The organism is Streptomyces sp. NPDC043812 (genome assembly GCF_056436245.1).
This window is the reverse complement of record NZ_JBWKCY010000077.1, coordinates 1-4,035: the sequence shown is the minus strand read 5'-3', so window position 1 is coordinate 4,035 and position 4,035 is coordinate 1. Positions and strand designations below refer to the sequence as shown.

The following is a 4,035-nucleotide window of genomic DNA, read 5'->3' as shown; positions in this document are numbered from 1 at the left end:
GGCACTCGGCCTTCGCGATCTGGTCGTCGATCGAACTCATGAGGCCGTTCTATCTCTGGATCAACCGGCCCTCCCGGCGCCTGTACCTCATCGACATCGTCTGGTTGGGCTGACGCCTGGCCTGCCGGACGGCGGGCGTCCGGTCAGGTGGGTTCGATGTCGCCGTCGAGGGCGTACGGGCCGAGGGGACGGGCTGGTTTGGAGAGATGGCCAGTAGTGCGCTGTCGAGGACGACTCGAATCGCTGGTCGGCGGTGGGCCGCAGCCTGAGTTCGAGGCCGGAGAAGTTGCCTGTGGCGATGGCGGCGAGTACGCGGTCCGCATCGTCGGCTGTGACATGCGGGTGAAAAGACCCGGACGGGGCCGAGATCGCGCGTCTCGCCGGCGATCATGACGGGAAAGTGAGGGCGCTGTCCTCGGCCCGGCCGTGAGGAACGTCGTCTGGCAGGGCGGGCTTCGTGGGGACGCACGAGCCGCGGTCGACGTCGGAGACCCCGCCCTGCAACGCGTCTGCGGCAGGCCGGCTGTCTCAGGTGCGGGCGGGCGGCGAATCTTCTGCCCGGCCCCGTGTCAGACGCGGCGTCTGCCCTGCTCTCGGCGCACCCGCGCGAGTCATTCCGACGGACGTGAACGTCGCCGCTGCCATGGTGGCGGCAGCAGTGAACGCGACAACCAGCCACATGCCCCCGACAGGGCTGTTCGTCTGCGGCGCGGCGAACCCTCCAGGCACCGTGTACACCACGAGCCGGTCTCCTGCCTTCGCGCCGGCGGGGCATGCTTCCCCCAGCGGGACGAAGTCCGACTCTCTGAGGTTGCGTTCGAGTTCCGTTCCGTCGAGCCGCTCCAGAGAGCACTCCCACCAGGATCCGGTGGCCTTCCCCGTCGGTGCGTTTCTGTGATGCCGAGTGGCTTCGGTGACGACGGTCTCCAGCGGCTTGCCCCACACGTCGAGCACGGCCTGGTCGAGAAACAGCAGCAACCCCACAGCCAGCAGACACTCCACGATTGCGGCCACCCCGAAGTGCCAAGGACCAAGACGGATGAAACACACGGCGATCAGTGCGAACCCCACACCGAGAAGCAACAGCCCTGCCACGACGGCCACCGCCGGGTGGGGCCACCACGCGGGAACGAGCACCACCGCGACCACGGCCAGCCCGCACGTCAGCACCGAGACGGTGACCCCCACCAGCGCACCGGCCACCCTCATCCGCGATCTCCCGCTCACCGATACCTCCCCCGCTTCCCGAGCGTTTCGTGGGCTCATTCCCAGCGTGCGAGCGGTCCGACCCACGTGCGAGCGACTGTTCATGTCCGACCGACTCGCGTGTCGCTCCGACTGAGGCGAGCTCGTGGCGGCCCGGAGCCGGTTTTGCCCGAAGTACTGATGGGGTTTCGAGCGTCACTTGGAGGGCAGTTGCTGGTCTCGCGGGCGCCCGTCCCGTGGGCTTCAAGGGAGTGCCCGTCCCAGGCGTGCGAGCGGGGACAATGCGATCACCACCGGGGACAACATCATGCCCGCGGCCGTCACCAGGAGGCTGGTGCGCAATCCCCACTCCGCTGCGAGAAACCCGCCGAGCAGAGAGCCGAGCGGGGCCATCCCCATGCCCACGAATGTGATCGTCGCGGCCGCGCGGCCCTGCAACCCGTCCGGCGTGACGGCCTGCCGCACCGCCATGAGCGTGACATTCACCAACTGGCCGCCGGCCCCGAACACGAAGCTGACCGCCAGGAGCACGGGAACCGCAACCGCAGAGGAACCGTGCAGGGCGGGCACACACAGGAACGCGCCATCGCCGAGTGCCGCTGCGGACACGAGCACCGTGCCGTAACCGAACCGGCTCGGCAGGCGAGCGGCCAGCATCGAGCCCAGCATCGCGCCCGGCCCCGTCGTCGCGAGCGCCAGCCCGACGGTGGTGCCGGACAAGTGCAGTTCCCGCGGCAGGAAGAGCAGATAGACGGTCATCATGGCCGCGAAGGAGAACTGGAAGGCTGCCGAGGCAAGGCACACGGTCCGCAGCGAGGTATCGCCGACGACAAAGCGGAGGCCCTCATGGATCCGTCGCCATACCCGAGGGGGACGTTCCGAGCGTTCCGGGATCGATTCGGTCCGACGGATCCGCCGGATCGACAGGAACGACAACGCGAAAAGCACCGCGCTGGAGGCAGCAGCGATCGGTGCCGACAGCAGTGACACCAACGCACCGCCGAGGGCGGGCCCGCCGATCTGCGCCGCGGAACGGCTGCCCTCGAGCGCGCTGTTGCCCTGCAGCAACTGATCGCGTTTCACCAGTCGTACGAGAGACGCCTGATAGGCCACGTCGAAGAACACGGACAGCGCCCCGACGGCGAAGGCGACCACGAGCAGCGCGGGCAGACCGAGCCAACCGAGGAGACCGGCCACGGCGGCGGCGCCCAGTATCAGGGTCCGGCCGGCGTCCGTCACCACCATCACCGTGCGGGTCCGCCACCTGTCCACCCACGCGCCGACGAAGAGCGAGAGCAACAGGAGCGGCGCCTGCCCCACAGCGCGGAGGACGCCCAACTCGCCGGCGTCGGCGTTGAGCGTCAGGACGGCGAAGAGCGGGAGAACGATCAGAGTGGTGTGTTCGCCGAGTTGGGAGGCCGTCTGACCCACCCAGAGTCTGCGGAAATCGCCGTCCCGCCACAGGCTTGACGGAACAGGCCGAGCGGAATCGGATTCAGCGGAGGAAGCGGACGGCACGAAGATCCCTTGGATTGCCGACGACGAGGCCCATCACCGGCGCACACCAGGTGCGCCTGCGATTCAGGCAGGGGAAGGCTCGCTGTGCCGCAACATCAAGGGCAGCACGCGATGACAGGCCGATCACGGCCTACAGCGTCAACGCGCGCTCGGACGACCGACCATCTCTCAACTCCTCGTGGGTCACTCGCTGCCCGGACATTAACCCTCGACGGCTCAGCACGAAAGGCGATTCCCGTGACAGACGGCCGGGCCCCAGCCCGGCATGCCCCCGCGCCTCCGGCCCGGCGGGAGTTTGCACGGCCCCGGAACAAGGCATGCCCTCACGGTGATCCCGGCGGATCGTGGCGCACAGGTCGGGCAGGTCGTCGCAGCCCGCCGCCGCCCACCGCTCGCAGAAGACGGCGGCCTGCTCGAAGGCGTCCAGGTGCCAACTGAAGTCCACAGTCTCCGCAGTGGTGACGTAGCGCTGTAGGCGGCCGATTTGGGCAACCGCGCTCACTCCGCGTATCGCGGTGGGTAACGCTCGGATTCGGGGTGCCGTGCCTTCAGCCGGAGCCGCGTGCGGGACGGCTCAGCACGGCGCGGAACCGTTCCCGCCCCGCCTCGACGCTCGCCTCCCACAGCCCCGCGACATCACCGGACACCGACAGGAGCTGAAGCCGCTTCGCCTCATCACGGAAGACAGCGCCTCCCACGTTCTGATCCAGCATCCCCATCGAGGTGAGCGCCACATGACCACAGGACACCGCGTCCTCCGCGCTCCCGGAGCGGTTGGCCACCAGGGCGTGGCGCAGGACGAGAGCGGCGAAGAAGGCGTACGTGTCGGCGACACCGGAGATCCCCTCGTCTCGCGGCTGAAGCTCGGGGAACTGCTCCAGCTTGCGGACGCGATCGGAGGTGTCGGCGAGCGGGCGGTCGGCGCACCGGAGGTCGCGTACGGACTCCACGTAGAAGTCCAGGTCAGCTTCCCGGCCTGCTTCGCCGGCTCGCAACCCCACCAACAGCGGCGCCATCCGCTCGACGCACGCTGCCACGTACAGACGGACCGTCTCGCCGCCCGCACGACGCAGTGTGTCTGTGACAGCCTCCTCTACCAGCGCCCTCACGGCCGCCACTCCTTCCTGTGAGCCACCCATGCGAACAACATATTCGCAGGCGACAAGGCGTTCCGACACCTGCGTCCGATCGGGGACCCCAAGTGCTCACAGGCCAACTAGGCCCAATACCGGTGATTTAGGTCTTTTTCTGGTGTTTGCTGGTTGTTTTGGTGGGCGGGATCAGTGTGATTGCCGTGGTGGGTGGTTGGGG

The 4,035-nt window shown here is 68.3% G+C and carries 3 protein-coding genes; all 3 read right to left on the bottom strand.

All coding sequences use genetic code 11. The annotated features are described in order from the left end of the window. Positions 1–528: 528 nt before the first annotated feature. Positions 529–1,227, bottom strand: a complete 699-nt coding sequence (locus tag AC067Z_RS38585; protein WP_478794311.1) for a hypothetical protein — start codon at positions 1,225–1,227, stop codon at positions 529–531. Between the two features lie 222 nt (positions 1,228–1,449). Continuing rightward, positions 1,450–2,724, bottom strand: a complete 1,275-nt coding sequence (locus AC067Z_RS38580; protein ID WP_478794310.1) for an MFS transporter — start codon at positions 2,722–2,724, stop codon at positions 1,450–1,452. A 548-nt stretch (positions 2,725–3,272) separates the two neighbouring features. Then, entirely contained in the window at positions 3,273–3,833 is a 561-nt protein-coding gene (locus tag AC067Z_RS38575; RefSeq protein WP_478794309.1) for a hypothetical protein, read from the bottom strand. Positions 3,834–4,035 lie beyond the last annotated feature (202 nt).